2 protein-coding genes are annotated in these 2,071 nt (G+C 55.0%); both read right to left on the bottom strand.

Annotated elements, in window-relative coordinates; genetic code table 11:
* Nucleotides 1-284: 284 nt before the first annotated feature.
* Nucleotides 285-872 (bottom strand): C39 family peptidase, encoded by a 588-nt coding sequence (locus H7U20_RS29580; RefSeq protein WP_199762720.1) that lies wholly within the window; start codon nt 870-872, stop codon nt 285-287.
* Between the two features lie 40 nt (nt 873-912).
* The gene (locus tag H7U20_RS29575; RefSeq protein ID WP_199762719.1) at nt 913-1,650 is read right to left on the bottom strand and encodes a hypothetical protein; all 738 of its coding nucleotides are present in this window, start codon (nt 1,648-1,650) and stop codon (nt 913-915) included.
* Nucleotides 1,651-2,071 lie beyond the last annotated feature (421 nt).

Genomic DNA, 2,071 nt, shown 5'->3' with positions numbered 1-2,071 from the left:
CCGCAGGGATTAGAATTTGACCGCGTAACGCCATCTCATGCGCAGCGGTCACGTTCCCCGGAATGACCGGTCACGTTCGCCGGAATACGCAGCACCCTGCAGGAGAGCTAAGGAGAAACCAGTATAGGCATATTTAGATTGCGCGTAAAAAAATGATGCGTTTTTAAACAAAATGAATCATCCGGCGACTAGCTTGGTTGCGCTCAGGCGCGCCCCGGCCAAGGCAGGCGGGGCGGGGACTGCATTCAGCGCTCCCCAAGCGCGCCGTCGGATGCGGATGCGGCTTATCCGTTGATGTTCATGCGCTGGGTGTGTGTCCACTTATGGTCGGACGCTGACACTGCGGAGTTATAGCTGCGATAGGTCTGCCCCTCCCCCGGCCAAGGATTCATGATGTAGAGGTAATTTACGCCGTTCACGCTTTCATAGCCGCGCCCCACCATGATATGCCCACCGCCACTGGTCCAGCCGTAGCGGATGACGAAGGGCCGATTCGCATTGATGTCGGCCACGACGCTATTCCAAGAAGAGGCGACGCTGTAGGCGCTATTGCCCACGCCCCAAGCGTTCAAGATGCCCTGTACGCTACCATTGCTGCCGTACATACTATTGGGCTGGTTGGCATTGCTGTTCCAGTTGAATACATTGTTGCCGCAGGCGTAGTTCAGGCCGAATGCCCAGTTGACGATTTGGCACTGGCTGGGCGTTTTCGCGTAAAAATTCAGCACAGCTTTGCTGGAGCCCGCCCAGCACCATTGGCTATGTTCCTGCGTGACCAGGGGAATGTTGAGTGTTTTTGACTGGGCTAGGGCGACTGATGTGGTGAGCAGCAGGCTGGCGCCGAGTAAGGCATAGTTCAGTTGTTTTTTCATGTGGATCTCCTTTTCCGGAGTTGCTCCGGCGAGCATAAGGTTAGCGGCTGGCATCCATGTTTTTACTGACCGCAGCTCTTAGCGGTGCAAGCAGCTCGTGGGATTCAAGTAGCTCCTCGCTTGAGGTGCGGGCATCGGTGCTATTCCGGTCCGCCTTTTGCTTGAATAGCAAGGATTGGCGCGCGGAATACAGCGGTGCAAAGCGGGTTTTCGCATCCGTTGCGGAGACCACTTCCAGAAAATCGGATTGCGCCTGGTAGATGCGGATGAACCGCACATTGGATCGATCGTTGTTGGCATAGGCGAACAGCGATGCGTCGAGATCCTTGGCCAGTACGGCCGCGCCGTAAGCCACGGTCTCCCATTTGCCGGCGACTTGTTCCACCGTGGCCAAGCCGATCGAACGCCCGTTCAGGGTGATGGAAAATCGCCAGATACCGGTTGGCTTGGCCATCGAGCGTAGCTCGCCTCGTCCGGCCAGAATGTCGCCGGGATAGATGGTGTAGACCTGGAAGCCATAGCCAATTTTGGCATCCTTCAGATCTTGGATATCGGCTATATCGAGTGGAAACTCTTGCGGCAAGCCTCCGATGCGTGTTTGCAGATTGTGCTGAACAAATTGCGCGAGATCTGCACTTGCTTGCATTGCTGGTCCGCTCATTGCTGCGGACGATGCCTGGGCGAGCAGGGGCGGACTGCCAAGACTCAGGCTTGCACAGATCAATACCCGGAGCAGGGTCGGTTTGGCTTGAAGGCTGGGATGGAGTGTGAATGGCATGCTTGCTGTCTCCTTTGATGGATGGGACATCACGGTGTGCCCGGGCGGGTCGATAGCATGCCGCGAAATCCGTGCGACACAAGGACACACCAGAAGCCAATTTATTTTACGTATTAAATTTATAAGATTATCGTTTTTCTAGTTTATTTTTTAGAACGTTGCGTTTGCGCTAATGGAGGGCTGTCACCGTCCGGGACTGTCCGCATGATGTTTACTGCAAATCGCAATTAACCGAAGAATTGGCTGGTGGTTTTCCGCAGGCTTTGTTATAGTTCGCCTCCCCGCAAACGGAGCACGCAAATGATCGCGGCGCAGAGTGCAACGGGGGAAAAGAGGGGGTTGACGAAATGGCCGAAACGCTGCATACTCTTCCTTCTTCGCAACTGACAAACAAAACGCTTTGTCAAGGGTTCAAAGCCCG

It is taken from the genome of Rugamonas violacea, from assembly GCF_016461825.1.
Classification (GTDB): domain Bacteria; phylum Pseudomonadota; class Gammaproteobacteria; order Burkholderiales; family Burkholderiaceae_D; genus Rugamonas.
This window is presented reverse-complemented; position numbering and strand designations above follow the sequence as displayed.